The 20142-nt window shown below is 38.1% G+C and carries 16 protein-coding genes; 13 read left to right on the top strand and 3 right to left on the bottom strand.

Annotation, left to right across the window (positions count from 1 at the left end):
- Nucleotides 1-15 precede the first annotated feature (15 nt).
- From UNH61_RS27795 to rffA, 5 genes are read left to right on the top strand one after another with little or no spacing between them, the layout of a single operon-like run.
- Nucleotides 16-867 carry an NAD(P)-dependent oxidoreductase gene (locus tag UNH61_RS27795; protein ID WP_326995266.1) on the top strand — a complete coding sequence of 284 codons (852 nt, stop codon included), beginning with the start codon at nucleotides 16-18 and terminating at the stop codon, nucleotides 865-867.
- Nucleotides 846-1826, top strand: coding sequence for a hypothetical protein (locus UNH61_RS27790; RefSeq protein WP_326995265.1), 981 nt, complete (start codon nucleotides 846-848; stop codon nucleotides 1824-1826). Before UNH61_RS27795 ends, UNH61_RS27790 begins: the two co-directional genes overlap by 22 nt.
- A 5-nt stretch (nucleotides 1827-1831) precedes the next feature.
- On the top strand, nucleotides 1832-2491 hold the full coding sequence (locus UNH61_RS27785; RefSeq protein WP_326995264.1) for an HAD-IA family hydrolase: 660 nt from the start codon (nucleotides 1832-1834) through the stop codon (nucleotides 2489-2491).
- Between the two features lie 5 nt (nucleotides 2492-2496).
- Nucleotides 2497-3129 (top strand): acetyltransferase, encoded by a 633-nt coding sequence (locus UNH61_RS27780; protein ID WP_326995263.1) that lies wholly within the window; start codon nucleotides 2497-2499, stop codon nucleotides 3127-3129.
- Between the two features lie 10 nt (nucleotides 3130-3139).
- Complete coding sequence (gene rffA / locus UNH61_RS27775; protein WP_326995262.1) at nucleotides 3140-4282, top strand: dTDP-4-amino-4,6-dideoxygalactose transaminase; 1143 nt, start codon at nucleotides 3140-3142, stop codon at nucleotides 4280-4282.
- 69 nt (nucleotides 4283-4351) lie between these two features.
- On the opposite strand, the gene UNH61_RS27770 is transcribed toward rffA, so the two are convergent.
- Genes UNH61_RS27770 through UNH61_RS27760 form a run of 3 tightly spaced genes read right to left on the bottom strand, consistent with a single transcriptional unit; the run spans nucleotide 4352 to nucleotide 7603 of the window.
- The gene (locus tag UNH61_RS27770) at nucleotides 4352-5815 is read right to left on the bottom strand and encodes a polysaccharide biosynthesis C-terminal domain-containing protein (RefSeq protein ID WP_326995261.1); all 1464 of its coding nucleotides are present in this window, start codon (nucleotides 5813-5815) and stop codon (nucleotides 4352-4354) included.
- The gene (locus UNH61_RS27765; RefSeq protein WP_326995260.1) at nucleotides 5812-6951 is read right to left on the bottom strand and encodes a TDP-N-acetylfucosamine:lipid II N-acetylfucosaminyltransferase; all 1140 of its coding nucleotides are present in this window, start codon (nucleotides 6949-6951) and stop codon (nucleotides 5812-5814) included. The genes UNH61_RS27770 and UNH61_RS27765 overlap by 4 nt, the downstream gene beginning before the upstream one ends.
- Nucleotides 6952-6970: 19 nt before the next feature.
- Complete coding sequence (locus tag UNH61_RS27760) at nucleotides 6971-7603, bottom strand: hypothetical protein (RefSeq protein WP_326995259.1); 633 nt, start codon at nucleotides 7601-7603, stop codon at nucleotides 6971-6973.
- Between the two features lie 1323 nt (nucleotides 7604-8926).
- Between UNH61_RS27760 and UNH61_RS27755 the strand changes: the two genes are divergently transcribed.
- The 8 genes from UNH61_RS27755 to UNH61_RS27720 all read left to right on the top strand — a co-directional run bounded on the left by UNH61_RS27755 (nucleotide 8927) and on the right by UNH61_RS27720 (nucleotide 20113).
- Nucleotides 8927-11389, top strand: a complete 2463-nt coding sequence (locus UNH61_RS27755; RefSeq protein ID WP_326995258.1) for an SLBB domain-containing protein — start codon at nucleotides 8927-8929, stop codon at nucleotides 11387-11389.
- Complete coding sequence (locus tag UNH61_RS27750; RefSeq protein ID WP_326995257.1) at nucleotides 11361-12497, top strand: lipopolysaccharide biosynthesis protein; 1137 nt, start codon at nucleotides 11361-11363, stop codon at nucleotides 12495-12497. The genes UNH61_RS27755 and UNH61_RS27750 overlap by 29 nt, the downstream gene beginning before the upstream one ends.
- Before the next feature lie 26 nt (nucleotides 12498-12523).
- A complete protein-coding gene (locus UNH61_RS27745) occupies nucleotides 12524-13816 on the top strand; it encodes a nucleotide sugar dehydrogenase (protein ID WP_326995256.1) in 1293 nt (430 codons plus the stop codon).
- Nucleotides 13817-14020: 204 nt separating this feature from the next.
- Nucleotides 14021-15118, top strand: a complete 1098-nt coding sequence (locus UNH61_RS27740; RefSeq protein WP_326996173.1) for a glycosyltransferase — start codon at nucleotides 14021-14023, stop codon at nucleotides 15116-15118.
- 353 nt (nucleotides 15119-15471) lie between these two features.
- Nucleotides 15472-16491 carry a hypothetical protein gene (locus UNH61_RS27735; protein ID WP_326995255.1) on the top strand — a complete coding sequence of 340 codons (1020 nt, stop codon included), beginning with the start codon at nucleotides 15472-15474 and terminating at the stop codon, nucleotides 16489-16491.
- Complete coding sequence (locus tag UNH61_RS27730; protein WP_326995254.1) at nucleotides 16457-17557, top strand: glycosyltransferase; 1101 nt, start codon at nucleotides 16457-16459, stop codon at nucleotides 17555-17557. Before UNH61_RS27735 ends, UNH61_RS27730 begins: the two co-directional genes overlap by 35 nt.
- Nucleotides 17547-18611, top strand: coding sequence for a glycosyltransferase (locus UNH61_RS27725; RefSeq protein WP_326995253.1), 1065 nt, complete (start codon nucleotides 17547-17549; stop codon nucleotides 18609-18611). The genes UNH61_RS27730 and UNH61_RS27725 overlap by 11 nt, the downstream gene beginning before the upstream one ends.
- Nucleotides 18612-18625: 14 nt before the next feature.
- The gene (locus tag UNH61_RS27720) at nucleotides 18626-20113 is read left to right on the top strand and encodes a DUF4832 domain-containing protein (RefSeq protein WP_326995252.1); all 1488 of its coding nucleotides are present in this window, start codon (nucleotides 18626-18628) and stop codon (nucleotides 20111-20113) included.
- Nucleotides 20114-20142: the final 29 nt, after the last annotated feature.

Genomic DNA, 20142 nt, shown 5'->3' with positions numbered 1-20142 from the left:
GAACCAAAGCAAAAAATGAAGAAATCTATTGTTATAGGAGCCAACAGCTTCATTGGACAGTGTTTAATTGAAAACCTCAAAGACACAGCTGTTGTTACTGGTATATATCATAAGAATACAGATAAGTTGACTGCGGAAGGTGTACAATATATACCATATAGTGAGTTGACCAGTATAACAAAAGATTTTGATGACGTTTATTTGTTAAGTGCCTCCATTCATACATCACCTCAGCTGGACGCAAGATCAAGAAGTGACCTGTTTAAGTCAAATGTTGAGCAGGTAGCAGAAATTTGTTCCCATTTTTCTGATAGTAAGATTGTCTATAGTTCAAGTGTTTCTGTCTACAACCCTTCGGAAGAACTAATTACAGAAGCTAGTTGTCCCGGTGCGGCAAACGAATATGGCCTTTCAAAGTACTGGGGAGAGAAGATAATAAAGAAAAACAGTCGTTATGCGATTGTAAGATTCCCTTCAGTATATGGGCCGGGTATGAAAACGAATACGATCATTCCCGTATATATTAACCAGGCACTGCAGAAACGGCAAATCACCGTTTGGGGTGATGGAGCCCGCTTACAGAACTATTTACATGTAACAGATGCGGCAAGATACCTGATGGCCGCGGCCAATTTGGAAGAAAATGATGTTTTTCTTGCCGTATCACAGAATAGCGTTTCTAATAAAGCGCTGGCCGGCATCATCGCCGCTTATACCAGTGCGGATATAGCATTCACCGGAACAGATATTACCCCTTCAATCAGTTATAATAACAACTATAGCAGAGACAGGCTCGGTTATACCAGCAGTACTTCCCTGGAGGAAGGGATAAAACAAATGATCAAATGGATAGAAAAAGAATTATAGTTACCGGTATAGGTGGTAATGTCGGACAGGGAATAGTCAGGAATATCCGTAAGGAAGCTTATGATATCCATATAACAGGAACCAACACAACGAGCTTTTCCGGAGGGAATCATTTATGTGATATTGTATATCAGGTCCCTTTCGCATATACAGACGACTATATTCCGGAGTTGAACCGGATCATTGCTAATGAAGGAATTGATCTGATCATTCCTTCTACTGACTATGAGGTATATTACCTTGCGCTTCACCGCGATAGATTAAATGCCCCGGTTGCTGTGTCTGGTGTGGGCTCAGCAGAAATTTACCTGGACAAGTATCTGTCTTTCTTACAGCATCAGAAATTTAATATTCCGTTTGCTAACTCAATATTGCCGTCAGCATATACTGGTCAGTTTGAAAAATTTATTCTAAAACCGCGGAAGGGTAGAGGATCCAGGGGCCTGCATTTTAATCCCCCATCCTGGGCTGGCTTCTCCGATGAAGAATACATGGTGCAGGAACTGCATGCCGGAGAAGAAATCACCACTGCTTTTTATGTAACCAGGAACGGGGAATTGCATGGGCACATTACGTTGTTGCGTCACCTGGATAATGGCGCAACCAACCAGTGCAAGGTGGTATTTGAGCACGATGAAAAGCTCACGGCCATATTGGAAGACATTATCCGGCATTCTGATATCCGGGGGGCAGCCAACCTGCAATCTATTGTCACTTCTGATGGAAAAATACACCCATTTGAATTAAACTGCAGAATTTCCGGAACTAATTCTATCAGATCCAACTTCGGATTTGATGATGTGAATTATACTATCCAGGAATATCTTTACAATACCGTACCTGATAAACCTGTCATTAAGGGCGGAGTTGCAGTAAGGATCCTGATGGATGTGATCTATCCGGATCAAACCGAGTTTAGTGCAGCATTGAATAGATCTTCGGTTTTTTATATCTTTTAATAAACATGCAAGAAAAGAAAATTAAGTATATCCTGTTTGATGCTGCCAACACACTTATTCATAAACCGGCATTGTGGCCGCGGATAATTGATGTGCTGGAGCGACATCGGATTGCTGTTAATCCCCGTACATTACGGTATCATCATAAATTACTTTCCGAATTCATAACATTTCCGGATAGGACGTCTGAAGCATTTTATGCTTCTTTTAATAAGGAGTTATTACTTTCACTGGGAATAATTCCCACACCTCAGTTGCTGGATGATATTTTCAGGAATTGCACATATATGCCCTGGGAGAAATTTGAGGATACGCAATGGTTGCAGGAGGCAAAGGTAAAAATAGGTGTCCTTTCCAACTTTAGTAATAATCTTCCGGATCTGTTATCGGGCCTTTTTGGGGATATTTTTAGTGATATCATTGTATCCGAAATAGTCAGTGTAAGAAAACCCGATGCTGCCTTTTACGAGCATGCAATAGCGACCATAGGTCTTGCACCAGAGGAGATCGTTTATGTGGGAGATTCCATCAAACTGGATGTAATGCCAGCTGCTGCGCTTGGCTTGAATGCTACGCTGATCGACAGAGACAATTTTTACAATGGTACGGATATCCCGGTGATCGGAAAACTTTCTGATATTGGGGATCAATATTTAATCGGATAATTATCATGCAACGTTTAGCGATCATAGGTTCCGGGGATTTAGGGCAATTAATTGCCTATCATGCTTTGCAGGACGGGCATTATGATACTGTTGTTTTTTTTGATGATTTTCGTGAAAAAGGAAGCCGTGTGAATGGGTGTTTGGTGATCGGGGAGATCGGGAATGTTATCGAATCCTATAATAACGGCGAGTTTGATGCTTTGCTGATAGCCATCGGATATAAGCACTTTGATAAAAGAAAGGCCTGTTTCGAGCAGTTCAAGGGGACGGTCCCACTGGGACGGTTGATCCATTCATCTTCTTACGTAGCGGCCTCCTGTAAAATAGGAGAAGGGATATGTATTATGCCCGGCTGTGTGCTGGACAGTAATGTGGAGATAGGCGACAATGTATTCATCAACACAGCCTGTTGTATCGCTCATGATTCAGGGGTAAAGGCACATACTTTTCTGTCGCCAAGAGTGGCAGTTGCCGGCTTTGTAGTCATTGGCTCCTGTTGTAACATTGGGATCAATACCACTATAATCGATAATATAGCGATTACCGATCACGTGCAAACCGGTGGAGGTGCGGTAGTGACTAAAAGTATAACACAACCGGGCTTGTACGTAGGAAGTCCGTCAAGATTTATTAGATAAACAAAATGCTATGATACCATTTAACAAGCCATATCTCACAGGTAAAGAAGCCCATAACCTGTTTCTGGCTGCAATGTCTGGCAAGATCTCAGGTGACGGCATTTTTACTAAAAAATGCCACGAGTTTTTTGAGAAAAAATACGGTTTCAATAAAGTGTTGCTAACCACATCCTGTACAGATGCTTTGGAAATGGCTGCCATTCTGCTGGATATTCAGCCAGGGGATGAAGTGATTGCCCCTTCCTACACATTTGTCTCTTCCGTCAATGCCTTTGTATTGCGTGGTGCGAAGATTGTTTTCGCTGACAGCGAGGGTTCCAATCCGAATCTGGATGCTGCTAAAATAGAGCAGTTGATAACGCCCAAAACCAGGGTAATTGTACCTGTGCACTACGCAGGTGTATCATGTGACATGGATGCTATAATGGCAATTGCTGAAAAACATGGTTTATATGTTGTGGAAGACGCCGCACAGGCGATAGATTCCTATTATAAAGAGACTCCGTTAGGTAGTATCGGGCATTTTGCAGCTTTCTCATTTCATGAAACCAAGAATGTAATTTCCGGTGAAGGGGGCATGTTGGTAATTAATGATAAACGGTTTGCTGACAGGGCAGAAATCATCCGCGAGAAAGGAACAAACAGGTCTCAGTTTTTCCGGGGAGAAGTAGATAAATATGGTTGGGTCGATATCGGATCATCTTTCCTGCCTTCTGATATTATTGCGGCGTTCCTGCACGCGCAGCTGGAAAATCTCGAAGAAATTCAGGCCCGCAGGATCGCAATCTGGCAGAAGTACCAGGATGAGTTAACCGAAGTCTCACGTCAACATGGTTTGCAACTCCCATTTATACCTGAGTATGCAACGAATAATGCGCACATGTTCTACGTGATCTGTAAATCACTTGAAGAAAGAACCAGGTTGATTTCCTGGTTGAGGGCCCGGGAAATTCATGCAGTATTTCATTATCTGTCGCTTCACAAAAGCCCTTATTCACTTAAAGACAATCCTAATCCTCCAGCGTTGCCATATGCAGATCATTATACAGATTGCCTGTTACGTTTGCCTATGTACTACGAGCTTACCAATGAGCAGCAGGATACGATCATTAATGCTATCAAGGAATTCTATCAAGAGGATAGAAAGAACTAATTACCATATAATTCAACAAAAAAGCAACGCCATACAGCGTTGCTTTTTTTGTTGATAGAGATTGAGCTATCAGGATATCTTACTCCTTCCCAGCTTTTGCGCAACAAATTCTTTTAGCCGGATATTGTTGACCTTTGCCAGGAACTGAATTATTGAGGCAACATATAAAATGAATATTACTATTTTAATAATGAGATTTTCACTTATGCCTGGCATATACCAGGCAAGCAAAGAGAGTACTATGCTACTGGTAAATATGAGCCAGCCCTCCCTGAAATTATATGGAATAAAATAAGCCTTCTGGGATTTATAGAACATGTAAAGCGGCACTATTGCCTGTGAAAGACAGGTGGCAATGGCTGCCCCTTCCTTACCGAGCCAGGGTACAAGAACAAGACTCAATACGGGATAGAGAATGGCCGAAATGATCAGGATGAATCCAAGGGGCTTGGTTTGTTTTGTGATAGCAGTACCCAGGTCAGCAATATAAGTAAGCCCCATAAAGAAATAACTGAAAGTAAGAATGGCCGAAATGCTGGCAGCTTTATAATAGCTTTTATTGGTAAGTATCCACAGGAGTTCCTTGGAGAAAAAGGCCATACCTACGCAAAGACAGGCCATTGCGCTGATATAGAGCAGAAATACCTGGGCGTATGTTTTTTTGGCATTTTCCTGTTTGTGTATTGAAAATGCAAATGGCATCCAGGCCTGCTGAAATGCAGTAATAAACAGGGCGCCGCCGGAAGCAATGGAAACGCCTATCTGAAAAAGACCGGATTCTGCACTCCCCTTAAAGTGATTAATAAAGAATGTACCAGACAGATTCACGACCCAGAATGCAATGGCTGCTGGCAGAAAGGGAAGGCTGTATTTCAACATATCCTTCAATAAACGAAAATCGATCGCCGGTTTGGTGAGCCAGCGCCTGATATAGAAGAAGGCCATGCAGCAGGCCAAACCGGTAGAGATTAGTTGGGCGTAATATATCCCCCGAAGCCCCATCCTGTAATGAACCACAAATAGGATGTTGATACCAATCAAAGAAAGGCTTTGCATCAGTGTAACAGTTACGGTTGGCACTGGCCGCCTGTCGAACCTGAGCACATTGGTAGTGACATTCATCATGGCATTCATAGGTAATACAAGCGCCATAATTTTCAGGTACAAAGAATTATCAGTATTATGAAATAGCAATTGAGAAATACCTGAACTTAGAAAGAAGACCAGTATAGTGAAGATAAAAGAGATGGAAAGGTAAAACCAAAACCAGGTATTGATAATAATTCTTCTTTCGGACGTACTATCTTTATCATAAAACCAGCGTGCGGTGGAGTTATCAAGCCCCAGAACCAGGATAATAGTTATCAATACAAAAGTATTGGAAATAATACTGATAACGCCATAGTCGCCGGGTGTAAAAATTGCAGTATACACCGGCACCAGAAAGATACTTATAAACTTCGACAGAGCATTACCAATGCCGTAAATAGCGCTATCCGAAAAAAGCCTTTTTAAATGCCCCGAGACACTCATACCACCTGATTAAAATTCATAAGAGACCTGTAATAATTGTCAACGGCCTCATCGGAAAACATATTGGCCAGAATAGTTCTGTTATGTATGATCTCTTCAGTTGACAACTCGTTATTGATTTCTTCTTTATTAAGATCCGTCCGGATGGAGAAGATATGAAGGCCCCATTCCTTTAAATTCTGAAAGATAGTATTTTCTTCATTTAAAAAAACTTTGGTGCCATTCCATAATAGTCCTATGATATTTCCATAGGCCTGTTGAATCTTGTGATTAAAGATGGCAATACTGCAGCCCTGCAGCATTGCATAATATTCTTTGGGTGGCATAAAGGAGGTAATAGGATGGAAATATGTTCCTAGTTTTTGACTTCCATAGGCAGAGATAACTTGTATGTATTCCGGGTCTCCATATGATAGAGGGCAAACAACAGTTCTCCTGATTTCAATAGAAGCAAGTTGATCCAATATGACATCATGATTATTGGCAGGGTCACCGGAATTACCCAGGAGTATAGAGTTGCCGGCAGGAGCGGAAATGCGATTTTCTTCATCGAACATCTGACTTATAGACAAATGAGAGTATTGGATTAAGCGATAGTTTTTATTAAAATAGTTAAACGCTTTCTCATAGTCACCTTGGGCAACGGTTGCAATGGCATCAAATAGTTGATAGCTTTTTTTGTAGCTATAGCTATTAGACCAGCCTAATAGCATCCGAATAAATTGTTTGCCTTGGATTACCAGGGAATTTGGAAGTCTTCGATTTATATACGGTTGAGTGAAATGGGTACCGATATATTTTACGAAATCAGGCAGGTAATATAGATCAGCTCCCCATAGTACCCAGATGTATGTAGCTCCCGGAAAGCTTTTGTTGTAGTTGGTAATGAAATGTGCAGTATTTTGGTCATGAAGGTGAACAATAACCCGTTTGTAGGATGACAGATCTGGGTTTAGATTTTTATTCCGGCCGTTATAGAAATATTTTATAATAGCAGGGTGGGTAATATAATTTTTGTTGGAAAAACCTTCGTCCAGTACCAGATATTTTGATTTTCCGGGGAAAAGTCGTTCGAGCCTTTCAACTATAAAATTTACATAAATTGAATTAGGTAATAAAATCAGGGTGTCGGTCATAAATAAGCAAATGTATGGATCAATTGTCTTTTATGCTGGCAATAGTCATATCTTTTACTTCAAATACTACTGGATGAGGTGTAGTGCCTTTACACTGGAAGAGCCATGAACCGAGGCCTGCATAAGTATTAGACATGCCGAAGGTACTCTTTACGACAACCTTTTTGTCTATACTAAGGGTGCCGTTCCATTGTGCACCATCCTTGTAAGTGATATGGAAAGATAAAGCATGAACTTTATTCAGCTGTATGGCCTTCCCACTATAAATGCGCTGGAATATATAATATCCTTTTTTGCTGCCGTTTATAACCCTCCAGATCTCAAGATTTTTTGAAGTGTTGTAATCCTGTGCCTTAAGTATTGCAAAGATAATCCTGTAAGGATAATTTGGAAATACAATTGCCATTGAAAATCCGGCTTCATTGATATTATCATCGTTGGTCTCATTGCTCTCTCCGAAACCATCATTATTAGGAGGCGTGAGCCGGTCGAGGTTTAGTGAGTTACATAGATTGTTTAACCGTACATTAAGATTTAGTGTAAAATCTTTACTCATATACCTGGCAGCATCCATAGTGACCATTTTTGCCTGTGCCCCCAGAACACTGGAAGAATCTACCAACTTTAGCCACCCCCCTGTATCAACTTTCATATATGCCGGATGTACAGACATAGTGTGCCAGTGTTCTTTTCCTCCAAGATAAACAGTGTCTATAAGGAATTGAGGCGCCAAGTCTCCATCTTTTTTACAACTGAACAACATCGATGACAGTGATGCGAACAAACACAAGATTAGTGTAGAACTTTTCATATTTATTTTATAGCTAAAACCCGCGGGGCATTAAAGGGATAATTAGAAGGATACCAACAAATATAGGCGTGAAATATAATGTGTTTCCTGGTCATCATTAGTAAATAATGATAACAACCTAAACAATTTATAAACAACACGAAAACTAATTTCATGAATATCTCAGCATATGAACTTAGAATATAGACAAAGAACTCTTGAAAAAGTAAATGATCAGAATAATTTCCAATTCTATTTGGTTACACCAAGGATGAATAATTGTAAGCTTCTGAGCAAGTACATCTTGATGGTCTGTGTACGTAACCTCTGGCTTTATTACAGAATTTAGTTTGACAGCAAATATAAGTTGATTTTGGAAATCGGAAGAGTTGTAAAGATCTTTAACAGAACATTTTTTTAGCCCTATATGCTGGGCTTGAGCAATATCATGAAGCAAATTGGGATCTTACACCCAGAAGTGTAAAAATTTTCGTTGATGCTGACAGGGTCTCAACATAAAATGTAATAAGCAACAAGATCACATAATATCCTTTCTGGTGTAGTTGTTCCATACTTAATTAACACTCTTCAGTGGTTAAGTAATAATATTAATATACTTATATTTTTAAAATAGATAATAAAATTATAATTAATCTATTGCATATAACATATTATAATTTACCGTGCTCATTAATTACATAATGTTTTTTTCACTTAATGATGATTGATGAACAGCCAGATATGCAAAATTTATCAGCAGAATACAAATAAATGAAAAGCCAGTTAAAGTAATATAACGAGAAATATATTTAATTAATTATTAATATATTTTTCACACATTGATTAATCGGAATGGCTATAGTTCAAATAAATTAACGAACAATTTAAACATAGGCTAAACAGATCCGTCTCTCATAACAATCAATATGAAATCTTAATGGATATTATATAACACATGATTTGTATGTATAATATTTTGCCTTGGATTAACTCCAGAATGATAATTGGTCAGGTATTTGCAGTTTGGGATGAATTTTTGAGAAGCGACAGTAAGGATTCACTTTTAAAGTACCTGAGGCTAACATTTTATATGTTATTTTTAATAGCTTTGCACCTTAATTGGCAGCAGCTGCATAAATAATGATTCCAAAAAAGATATTCGAGAAAGTTTATATCCTATAATACATGTTAAGAAAATTATTGTTGGTCCAACTGTTCCTGTTTGTTAGCATTTGTTTGGCTACGAATGTGGCAGCACAGGTCCAAAATGTAAATGTTGATAATTTTACTGACGCTCAGATTAGGAATATCGTGGTTGAAATGAAGCGGAATAATTTGACTACTGACGATATTGGTTCATATGCGCAAAAGAAGGGAATTCCGGCGTCAGAGGCGGACAAGTTGAAAAGTAGGATACAGGCGATGGGCTTGGATCAGATACTGGATACCAGAAAGAGTTCAGAATTATTCAAACAAAATGATCAGTATTCGGGACGATCGTTCAACGATTCAGATACCAGTCGGGTGGATTTGTTCAGGCAAAATGGGAATCCTGAGGATATCAAAAGGAAGAAAATTTTTGGTGCAGAGTTATTTAGCAATAAGAATTTAACATTTGAGCCTAATTTGAGGATACCCACTCCCAAAAATTATAGATTGGCGGCAGATGATCAAATTTTGATTGACGTTTATGGATATGCTGAGGTTCAATATAAATTAATTGTAACCAGTGAAGGTTACATTCGTGTCCCTAACCTTGGGCCGGTTTATGTGAACGGATTGACAATGGAAGAAGCAAAAACGAGGATTACCAAACAATTGTCTGCTATCTATTCTACTATAACTACAGGCAAAACCTTTGTGCAGATTTCTTTGGGGGATATTAGGAGTATCCGCGTGTTGATGATAGGGGATATTCAGAGGCCCGGAACCTATACATTGCCTTCTCTTGCCACTGTAGCTAATGCATTGTATGTATCTGGCGGCCCGGACGATAATGGTTCTTTTCGTAATATTCAGGTAATTCGAAGTGGCCAGATCATCAATACTTTTGACTTATATGATTTTATTACCAAAGGAGACCTGACAAACAATATTGTGTTACAAGATCAGGATATTATAAAGGTAAATCCATATAAAACCAGAGTAGAGCTAATTGGTGAGGTAAAAAGACCTGCCATTTTTGAAGCAAAGGATAATGAAACACTGCAGAATATAATAGATTATGCCGGAGGATACACAGACGGATCCTTCAGAGAGAATATCACTGCATATAGAATAAATAAGAAGGAACGGGAGGTCGTTAATATTCCGGCAGATCAGGTGAGTTCTTTCAAACTTAAATCCGGTGATCAATTCTTTATTGATTCAATTTTAAACCGTTTCAGTAACCGGGTTACCATCTCCGGTGCAGTATTTCACCCTGGGAATTATGGTCTTGAGGATGGAATGACAGTGGGACGTCTTATCAAAAAAGCAGATGGAGTACGGGAAGAAGCATCATTGAACAGGGGAATCATTCGCCGCTTGCAGGATGACTTTACACCTGCTATCATTAGTTTTAATGTACATGACATTGTAAATGGGAAAACGGACTTGCCAGTTAGAAAGGAAGACAGTGTTATTATATTTTCTAAATCAGATTTGAAACAGCCATATTTTGTAACAATACTTGGGGAGATTAATAACCCAGGTACTTTCCCTTTTGCGGATAGCATGCGGCTGGAGGATCTAATCTTATTATCTGGTGGATTAAGAGATGCTGCGTCGTTGAAGCATGTGGAAATCTCGAGGAGAATAAGAAAGGGGGATTACATTAGAGAAGATAGCCTTAGAGCTATTGTACAGCAATTTGATATAAGTGCCGACTTGGGCAATATTTCAGGTCAACAGGTGATGTTGGAGCCATTTGATGAAGTTATTATACGTAGATCACCAGCATACAGCGAGCAAACAAATATATCTATAGAGGGACAGGTTTTGTATCCTGGGGCATATTCTATAGTAAATAAGGGTGAACGGATTTCGGATGTTATCAAGCGGGCAGGAGGGCTGAGAGAAGAGGCTTTCCCTGAGGGGGCTTTGCTACTAAGAAAAACATATATCAACAGTAGCGACAGTGCATTGCTAAATAACAAATTAGCTCTTTTCTATAATAAGCTGGAAGATAGTTCGGTTATTTCAAGTGTCAGAAACATGATGCAAAGAAAATATCAGTTATTGGGTATTAATCTTGAGAATGTGGTGAAAAAACCTGGTTCCAAATATGATTTGTTATTGGAAGAGGGCGATGTTTTAAAGGTCCCGAAAAAATTGCAGACGATCCAATTGTTTGGTGAAATTTATTTTCCCAAGAAAATTCGTTACGACAAATCTTATTCTTTTAGAGATTACATACGGGGATCGGGCGGATTTACTTCGTCTGCACTAAAGAGGCGTAGTTATATTGTATATCCAAACGGAGAGGTCAAAAGCACTAAGAAAATATTTCTTTTCAACAAATATCCCAAAGTGAAACCAGGTGCAGAGGTGTATGTACCAAGTAAGAGAGAGAAAAGACCATTGACCAGCCAGGAGCTTATCGGATTAGGCAGCAGTATTGCTTCAATCGCCTTGATAATTGTTACAATTCTTACCAGAGCAAAATAAAATTATTAAAATTAAAGTTTTTTTAATGGAACAAGGTAAGGAACAAGCAACGGATAAAGGCGGAGCAGATGAAATTTCTCTGAAAGAGCTAATCATAAAAATACAGGAATGGAGCAGATTCTTTTGGAAGAAGAAATTTCTAATCCTTGGAATCACCTGTTTAGGCGCTGTTTTGGGGTTATTATCTGCGTTGCGGTCTAAGCCTCAATATGTAGCAGATCTGACTTTTGTTTTGGAGGATAATTCCAGTAGCCCTCTTGGTGCTTATTCAGGATTGGCTAGTCAATTTGGAATTGACCTTAATAATGGTAGTGGTGGAAGTTTGTTCGCAGGTGATAATATCATGGAGTTTCTCAAAACCCGCCTTATTGTTGAAAGAGCACTCTTATCCCCTGTACAATATCAGAATAAACAAATGACATTAGCGGAGTGCTTTATCAGATTTAGTAATCTAAGGAAAGCATGGAGTAAGCAGAAAAAGCCGTTCGATGTTCAGTTCCCTCTTAATGAGAAAAGGAGTGCATTTACACTAGATCAGGATAGCGTTCTCAATGCCATCCGGAAAATAATAGTGAAAAACAATCTGAAAGTTGAGAAAGTAGATAAAAAATTAAGTTTTATATCTGTTGAAGTGGTTTCACCCGTCGATACATTTTCTCTAAGGATGACAGAAGCCCTGGTAAAGGAAGCAATTGATTTCTATATAGATACTAAAACACAGAAAACAAAAGCCAATGTTGATCGACTGCAATTGCAGGCAGATTCAATGAGAATACTACTTGACCGTAAAACCTATTCGGCAGCTAGTGTACAGGACTTAAATGTTAATCCGGCGAAGCAGGTAGCTAGTGTTGGTACAGAGCTGGCTTTACGCGACAAAGTAGTGCTTCAAACTTTATATGGCGAAGTTGTTAAAAACTTAGAACTTAGCAAAATTGCAATGGCGCGCGAAATGCCAGTAATACAAATCATCGATAGACCAATATTACCTCTGGAAATTAAGAAATTAGGTGAGCTAAAGGGAATTGTAATTGGAGCTATCCTTGGTGGATTCCTGACTTCACTAACACTTTTGTTCTACAGGATCTACAAAGAAATTATGAGCTGAACCAATCTAAATTTGCATCTTTCTTTATGAATCAGAATTACAATAAAAAAATTGCCATCATTGGGCTGGGATATGTTGGGCTGCCACTGGCTCTGGAATTCGGGAAAAAATATGATGTGCTTGGATTTGACATAAATGAATCCCGAATAGCCGAATTGAGCAGAGGAGAAGACCACACTCTGGAAGCTGATGTGAATGAGCTGAAAAAACTGATAGTAAAAAGAGACGGGAATGGTTCAGGCATTCGATTTTCAAGTGAATCAAGTGAGCTTAAGGCGTATAATGTGTTTATTGTAACAGTTCCTACTCCAATAGATCAATATAAAGCGCCTGATCTCAGACCTTTATTGGGAGCATCAAAAATGCTTGGAGAGGTTATTAAAAAAGGGGATATTATTATTTATGAGTCTACTGTATACCCAGGATGTACGGAAGAAGAATGTGTTCCTGTATTGGAAAAATATTCAGGACTGAAATTTAATAAAGATTTTTATTGCGGGTATTCACCAGAAAGAATAAATCCGGGAGACAAAGTCAACACATTAACAAAGATTAGAAAAGTTACATCTGGCTCTACTCCGGAAATAGCAGAAGTTGTTGATAATTTGTATAAGAGTATTATTTCGGCAGGAACCCATAAAGCATCCAGTCTTAAGGTTGCAGAAGCATCTAAAGCTATTGAAAATGCTCAACGAGATATTAATATTAGTTTTGTCAATGAGCTGGCGCTGATTTTTGACCGTATCGGAATTGATACAACTGAGGTTATTGAAGCTGCCGGAACTAAATGGAATTTTCTTAAATTTAAACCTGGTTTAGTTGGAGGCCACTGTATTGGTGTAGACCCGTATTATCTTGCGCATAAAGCAGAAGCGATGGGATATTATCCGCAGGTTATACTTTCCGGGCGGAGAGTAAATGATAATATGGGAATGTTTGTTGCCAACAAGGTAGTTAAGTTAATGATTAAAAAAGGACACAAAATTGATGGAGCCAAAGCGTTAATTCTTGGAGTTACCTTTAAAGAAAATTGCCCGGATATTAGAAACTCCAGGGTAGTCGATATTTATAAAGAGCTATGTCAATTCGGAATAAAAACTTATGTGTATGATATGCATGCAGATCCCATTGAAGTAAAGCATGAATATGGAATTGAGCTGACAGGAAAGCTCAATGATAAATATGATGCCATTATATTGGCAGTGGCGCACAACGAATTTCTAAAAATGGATTTCAATTTGTTGAGAAATGATCACAATACAATTGTTTTTGACACGAAATCAGTTTTAGATCGTGATATTGTTGATGGGAGATTGTAATATCATCTATGTAGAAGATTTAGTGGGCACATATAAAGATAAATCTTCTTTCATAATTAGTGTGATTGTGGATTGCATTAAAAGATAGAAACTGGCGAATATCGGTTAGCGGAATGCTATTTTAGATGGCAATTTGAAAAAGTGATATATTTTTGCAGCATCACATAAGTCCGGTGATCCGAAAAAGCTTATTGATGTTTTTTGATGAAAATTGCCTATTTATTGGATTGGGATATAGTATCTAATAGTGGAGTGTTGAACAAGGTGGAGATGCAGGTAAAAATGTGGGAGAGTGAAGGGAATGAGGTGTTCGTGTGTTTTACTTCCTATCGGACAGATAATAAATTTTTGATAGATGTTCGACATCTCAGGGTATTTGAACGCAGTAGATTATCTCTATTATATTTCAATTCATTAAGGACATTTATAGGTAAGGCGCTGTCTTTTCAGGAAGTACTTCAGTATCTGAAGGAGATAAAACCGGAAATCATTTATTACAGACAGGGGGGGATGTGGTTTCCTTATCTTGATAAAATATTAAGATCTTTTCCTTCTATAATGGAGGTAAATTCTTTGGATCTCAAAGAGATAGAATTATCCTACAGCCTGATTAATAAATTGATCTATAAGTACGGGAGAAAAAGGATTATTAATGCTGTTAAGGGATTTGTTACAGTAACAAACGAAATCGGTCAACAGTTTCATGCTTATAAAAAGCCAATAGAGGTCATTGCTAATGGTATCAGGCCCATTAATAAAATAACTGCTTCAAATAGTACAAAAAAGAGCATAGATCTTATTTTTGTTGGTTCTCCGGGGCAGCCCTGGCAAGGTGAAGACGCCGTTGTCCATATGGCAGCCCTGCTTCCCGAATTCAATTTTCATATAGTGGGATTTTACGATGATGATCATCCGGCTCAAAGCAACGTCCATTTTTATGGTTACCTGAATAAACAGGAACTTTCTGAACTATACCAGAATATGGATATTGGCATTGGTACGTTGGCCCTATACAGAAAGGGAATGAAGGAAGCATGTCCACTTAAAGTAAGAGAATATCTGAGCTGGGGGCTTCCAATAATTATTGGATACGATGATACTGATTTTAAAGATGTGCCCTTTGCATTAAATATTGGATGCTATGCTAACAATGTATCAGAGCATATCGATGAAATCCGGAATTTTATCATTCAATGGAAAGGAAAGAGAGTGTCTGAAGATATGTACATGCCCTTGATTGGTGTAGAATTTAAGGAAAGAAGAAGACTTGCTTTCTTTGATCAGACGTCGACCCTATCCTAGATGTAATAGGTACTATTTTCTTAACTTATTATCTTCTTGTTTTTCCTTAACTTTATCCACCGGATATTTAAATTTAAGAAAAATAAGCTATGTATTTGGTTGATTTGGGATTAATTATTGAACAATATCGAAGCATTAAATGAAACTAATTGGTGGGTCTTAAGAGCTACAAGATCAATATATATACAGCCATATCTTTTAATCTGGCTATAATTGCTTTCCTGGATTCATTTGTAATGTGGAATGATCCTTTGCCTGGTAAGTTGTTCACATATGGACTTAAGTTAATCAACATCCCGGCAATATTTTTTCTAGTCAGAAAGAATAAAATAGAAAAGTATATATGGGCTGTTATGGCAATACCCCTGGTTTGGAATGTATGGGACGAGAAATCCTTACCGGCCTCTATACAGTATCTATTTTCTTCTACATTGCCGATAGTCAGTTTTTTGTTATTAAAAGAAGAGTATCAGACTTACGTTGTTAAAACTTATCTACGTCTGATCCTTTATCTTTTTATACCAGGGTTTCTAATTTACTTGTTAATTAACGTCATTTCACTTCCGCACCTAAATTATGTAAGAGACCTCGACAAAAGAAGTTATGAGAATTATTTCTTCTTGTATTATACACAGGATACAGTGCGTTTTAGGTTCTCCTCTGTGTTTGACGAACCCGGTGTAGTTGGTTCACTAGCAGCAATTGTAGTGTTGTATTACAGGCGGTTCTTAAGTCAAAAGGAGTATCTTGCCTATATTATTGCCGGCGTCCTTTCTGTATCACTTTTCTTTATAATCACCTTTCCAATACTATATTATTTTTCAGATATCCGGGATCTATCAAATCGGCAACGGATAAGAAAAATATTTACCGTAATTGCTGCATTTATAGTCTTCTATTTCACTCTAATTGCGATTTTGAATCAGCTGAAAGAAATACCGTTGTTTGAATTTGCGGTCTACAATCGATTTAAGTGGGAAAATGGTCTTATCATTGGCGTTGTCGATAACAGGGATATATTAGAGGGGTTTAATAATGCATATGACAAGTTGATGGCCAACGGAGGAACTGAGCTGTTGTTTGGCAAAGGGAAAAATTCAGTGACAGAGGAGTTTGGTGCATCGGGATTGTCCTACCGGATAACTATATACGAAAAGGGAATAGTAATTGTTAGTTACATGTTGTTACTCATTATTTTAATTCAACATTGGAGGAAACAACTGGTTTTTAGTGTTATTTCATTGATTTTCATATTATTGCTCTTGTATCAGCGGACATTGTTTTTTAAGATAGATTATTTTATTTTAATATTTGTTGGGTCCGGAATCTTAACGAAGTATGCAAAAGAAAAAAATAGTCCATATAATACCTAGTTTGGTCAAAGGTGGAGCGGAGAGATTTGTTGTTGATTTGTGTAACGAGTTGGCAATTAGGGGCAATTGCGAAATATATCTTATATCACTATTTGACAATGACCTAACGGCAACTTTTCTGGAAGAACTGAGTTCTGGTGTAATCTATCATTCACTGAAAAAGAAGAAATCTTTTGATCCATTGGTGTTGATAAAGTTAACAAAGCTGTTATCAAAAATAAAGCCTGATATTGTTCATACTCATATCAATGCATTGGAATATGCAGTGTGCTATAAGATGGCGAACAAGAAGGTCGCCTATTTTCACACACTCCATAACGATGCCTATAAAGAATGTGATTCAGCGAATGTAAGAAAGATCAGGAAATGGTTGTACGCGGAATCGTTAATAAAGCCCGTTACCATTTCCCAGGCAAGCTCTTCGTCTTTTAGGGAATGTTACAGCTTGGCGAATGATTGTCTGATAGAAAATGGAAGAACGCCGGTAAAAGAGCCAATAGTAAGAAAGAAAAGAGAAGAATTATTTCCGGTTGATACAGCGGGTGCCTTCGTGATTGTAAATGTGGCGCGTATTGCTCCAGCGAAGAACCAGGCACTATTAATTGATGCGGTTAATCGGTTTAATATTGAAAATGAGAAAAAATGTTTTTTGTTTATTATAGGAAGTGTCATAGATAAGCAATTGTATAAAGAACTTCTTTTGAAGAAGACTGATCAGGTGTATTTCATGGGATCTCAGAAAAACATATCAGATTTTCTTTATGCGGCAGATATCTTTGCGCTTTCAAGTATTTTTGAAGGGATGCCTATTTCTCTGATTGAGGCATTGGCTGCTGGATGCGTACCAGTATCTACTCCTGTTGGGGGAATTATGGAAATGCTGGAGAATGGGAAAACAGGTTTCCTGAGTAACGATTTAAGCTTGGACGAATATTATAAAGCCATATCGATGGGCTTAAAAACAATAGATAAAACGGCTATTAAACAAAATTGTATTCAGGAATTTAATAATAAATACAACATTGCCATTACTGCAGAAAAATACATGAGGCTATATGAGCAATAGTAGAAATTTAAGTGTTATACATTTGGTAACAGGATTAAATGTGGGGGGAGCAGAACGGGCTGTTCTGGATTTGAGCGCTGTCCAAAGTGAAAAGATTAGGCTAATCGTTGTTTCTATAACGAATGACAATAAATTACTTTCTCAGTTTGATAAAGCAGGAATAGAAGTGATCTTTTTAGGGGTAAATAAAAGTTTCTCTTCTTTTTTTAAATCAATTTTCAGGTTATATAAACTTATTAAGGAAAGAAATGTCAACATACTGCATTGTCACATGTTTCACCCTATTATTTATGCAATACCCATCAAGTTTATAAAGAGCAATGTAAAAGTAGTTTTTACATCTCATAGCTTTAATATTGGGTCTGTATTCCGTGAATATATAGTTGGATTTACCAAAATGTTAAGAGCTGCCGATATAATATTCTCTGGTCAGATGAAGAGTTGGATCTATAAGAAAAAGTATACTTACATTATCCCCAATGGTGTTAAATTGTCTGATTATAGCCAGGTTGGTAGTAAAAATAAGAAGTTTACCTTTGTGTCTGTGGCCAGACTTGATGAAGTCAAGAATCATAAAAGCATGGTAGAGGCTGCTAGTATGTTAAAGCACAGATATGAATTTCAAGTGTTGTTTGCAGGTACTGGTGAGCTGGAAGGAGATTTGAAAACGCGTATTGCCAGTTATGGCCTGGAGAATATTGTTAAACTCCTTGGCTACCGAAGCGATATTTCCTTTTTGATGAATCAATGTCATTGTTTTATGTTGACTTCGCTATGGGAAGGGCTTCCGATATCAATATTAGAAGCATTTGCCTGCGGGTTACCTGTAATCTCCACGGCGGTGGGGAGTATTCCCGAATTTTTCTCTCCTGAAGAAGTGGTATTTACGAAACAGACGCCTGAATCAATAGCCGCCTGCATGGAGCTGGTAATGAAAAATTATAACACATACAGCGAACAAAGCAGCAAAGTAAGAGATAGGATAGCAAAGGATTTTGATATTGGAAAAATTGGGGATGAGCATCTTAGTTTATATAACAAATTATTAAACTAAATTGAAATTTTCTTATGGAAATGAAGCATGTTGTTTTCTTGTTTTCGTTCATATGGGCTGTTGTTACTTTTCTTCCTGGGAAAGCACAGCAAGTAGTAATATATAGACCAAGTAGTGCAGAGATACTCAATCCAGAACGTGGATTTTATTATCCGATTCTTACCAATGCCGCTAATTATGTACCCTTAAAAGCAAGTGATTTACAGAATTATAGAGATAGCTATGAGCCCTTTAAGGGAGCGCCCTTTAAGGTACAGTCATCATTGATCCTCCGAATATTTGTTTTGGATGGATTTCAGAATATGCCTCTAACCGCAGAACTATTGCAGCAAATAGATAACGACTTCAATGCAGTAAGGCAGGCTGGTATGAAATGTATTATACGGTTTGCTTACAATTTTTCACCCAGTGCCGGCTATAAGCCACCATATAAGGATGCTCCATTAAATATGGCCCAGCAACATCTTCAACAGTTAGCTCCTGTATTTCAAAAGAATAAAGATGTGATTGCTATTGCCCAAATGGGACTAATCGGCCTCTGGGGAGAGGGATATTATACAGATTATTATGGTACACCTGGTGGTACCTCTCAACAAAACTTAAAAGACCGGGCAGGCCTATTGGATGCGTATTTGAAAGCACTACCAGCCCCTCTGATTGTTCAAGTGAGATATCCAACCATGAAACAGGATTATCTATTATTAATGAAGAAGCCACAAATGAAATCGCGTATTGGTTTTCATAATGATGCTTTTTTATCAAGTAACGATGACATGGGGACTTTTAAATCTTATGATATTTCAGTGAATGCAAAAGCATCTAATACGAAGGAGGTTTTAATGTCTTATACAAGCAACGAAGCTGGAAATACAGCTATGGGGGGAGAATCGGCATTAGCTAATCCTCCTTATGATAATTGTTCTGTTAAGGGGGGACAAACCGAAACACAGTTGGCACAGTTTCACTACTCATACATGAATGGTACTTACAATCCTAAAGTACTTTCCGGATGGGCGCCATGTATTGATGATATTAAACGGAAACTGGGATACCGTTTCGTATTAGAAAAGGGAACTTTCCCTTCTTCCGCGCAACGAAATGCAGTATTTCATGTAACCATTAATCTGGCAAATGAAGGGTATGCTGCACCATTCAATGGTAAAAAAGTAGAACTGGTATTTAGTAATGAAAGTGGAAATACACAGTATATAGCGCTGTTGAAGGATAATGTTAAAGGCTGGACTCCCGGAAAACAAACAATTGATGTGAATGTATTGGTGCCTGCAACTGTTAATGAGGGCAATTATAAAGTATATCTTAGATTAGCTGATATGAATGCAAGTCTTCATAATAGACCAGAGTATGCCATACAGTGTGCAAATGAAGGTACCTGGACCCCCCAATTGGCAGCTAACGACCTTCAGGTAACTATAAAGATCAGTGGTAGCAACAGCAAGGCCGTAAATTCCAAGAGTGTAAAGAAATTAGCTACAATGCGTTAGGCTGGGCCGCGAATAATAAGAAAACTTTG

This window comes from Chitinophaga sp. 180180018-3, from assembly GCF_037893185.1.
Taxonomy (GTDB): domain Bacteria; phylum Bacteroidota; class Bacteroidia; order Chitinophagales; family Chitinophagaceae; genus Chitinophaga.
Note: the sequence above shows the minus strand (reverse complement) of the source record. Positions and strands in the feature narration are given on the sequence as shown.

Excerpts from the sequence above, each read along its gene's own strand:
- UNH61_RS27725 (WP_326995253.1), top strand. The coding sequence starts at position 17,547 with ATGAGCAATAGTAGAAATTTAAGTGTTATACATTTGGTAACAGGATTA.
- UNH61_RS27720 (WP_326995252.1), top strand. The coding sequence starts at position 18,626 with ATGGAAATGAAGCATGTTGTTTTCTTGTTTTCGTTCATATGGGCTGTT.
- UNH61_RS27730 (WP_326995254.1), top strand. The coding sequence starts at position 16,457 with ATGCAAAAGAAAAAAATAGTCCATATAATACCTAGTTTGGTCAAAGGT.
- UNH61_RS27740 (WP_326996173.1), top strand. The coding sequence starts at position 14,021 with ATGAAAATTGCCTATTTATTGGATTGGGATATAGTATCTAATAGTGGA.
- UNH61_RS27755 (WP_326995258.1), top strand. The coding sequence starts at position 8,927 with ATGTTAAGAAAATTATTGTTGGTCCAACTGTTCCTGTTTGTTAGCATT.
- UNH61_RS27760 (WP_326995259.1), bottom strand. The coding sequence starts at position 7,603 with ATGAAAGTTGATACAGGGGGGTGGCTAAAGTTGGTAGATTCTTCCAGT.
- UNH61_RS27790 (WP_326995265.1), top strand. The coding sequence starts at position 846 with ATGGATAGAAAAAGAATTATAGTTACCGGTATAGGTGGTAATGTCGGA.
- UNH61_RS27745 (WP_326995256.1), top strand. The coding sequence starts at position 12,524 with ATGAATCAGAATTACAATAAAAAAATTGCCATCATTGGGCTGGGATAT.
- UNH61_RS27770 (WP_326995261.1), bottom strand. The coding sequence starts at position 5,815 with ATGAGTGTCTCGGGGCATTTAAAAAGGCTTTTTTCGGATAGCGCTATT.
- UNH61_RS27780 (WP_326995263.1), top strand. The coding sequence starts at position 2,497 with ATGCAACGTTTAGCGATCATAGGTTCCGGGGATTTAGGGCAATTAATT.
- UNH61_RS27735 (WP_326995255.1), top strand. The coding sequence starts at position 15,472 with ATGGCAATACCCCTGGTTTGGAATGTATGGGACGAGAAATCCTTACCG.
- UNH61_RS27785 (WP_326995264.1), top strand. The coding sequence starts at position 1,832 with ATGCAAGAAAAGAAAATTAAGTATATCCTGTTTGATGCTGCCAACACA.
- UNH61_RS27795 (WP_326995266.1), top strand. The coding sequence starts at position 16 with ATGAAGAAATCTATTGTTATAGGAGCCAACAGCTTCATTGGACAGTGT.
- UNH61_RS27765 (WP_326995260.1), bottom strand. The coding sequence starts at position 6,951 with ATGACCGACACCCTGATTTTATTACCTAATTCAATTTATGTAAATTTT.
- rffA (WP_326995262.1), top strand. The coding sequence starts at position 3,140 with ATGATACCATTTAACAAGCCATATCTCACAGGTAAAGAAGCCCATAAC.